This is a genomic window from Psychrobacter sp. 1U2, assembly GCF_051847575.1.
On record NZ_JBPYDC010001111.1, the window covers coordinates 1 to 703 of the forward strand.

1 protein-coding gene is annotated in these 703 nt (G+C 45.0%); it reads right to left on the reverse strand.

Going from position 1 to position 703, the window contains the following annotated elements; genetic code table 11:
- On the reverse strand, positions 1–703 hold a 703-nt coding region (gene mraY / locus ACS8FD_RS20665; RefSeq protein WP_439277245.1), incomplete at both ends, for a phospho-N-acetylmuramoyl-pentapeptide-transferase.

Below are 703 nucleotides of genomic sequence, written 5' to 3' on the forward strand. Positions count from 1 at the left end.
CATTAAACCATAAAAACCCAAGACCGGCTCCAATCATTGCACCGCAAACGATAATAACTTCAGAGTTATAAGCTATATAGGGAACATGCAAATACTCAGAAAATCTAACATCACCTGATACATATGCCATCGCACCCAGACCTGCTGCGACGAGCACTATGGGCAAAATAGCCAAGCCATCTAAGCCATCCGTTAAATTGACTGCGTTAGAGGCACCATTAATGACAAAGTAGGTAAAAATAATAAAACCGATACCAAATGGCACGGCCGAAAATGGAATCGTTAAGTTTTTGAAAATGGGAATCAGCAGATCCTGCATCTCACGCGTCGTTGCCATATCAGGCTGTAGCGTAGCTATATAGTAAAGGGAAGCCCCGACAAATAACGCACCAACAGACAGCCAAAAATACTTTTTGCGAGCAATCAGGCCTTGAGGATTTTTATATTTAATCTTGAGCCAATCATCTGCCCAGCCAACAGCGCCAAAGATAATCATTACAATCAGCAAAATCCAAATGTAAGGATTGCCCAGCCTTGCCCATAGCAGTGTGGCTACCCCAATGGAAGTCAGAATCAAAACGCCGCCCATGGTGGGCGTCCCGGTCTTGATTAGATGCGACTGAGGGCCGTCATCACGGACCGCCTGACCATACTTAAGTGAGCGTAGATGACGAATAACCCGCCCGCCAAAAAACAAACTAAA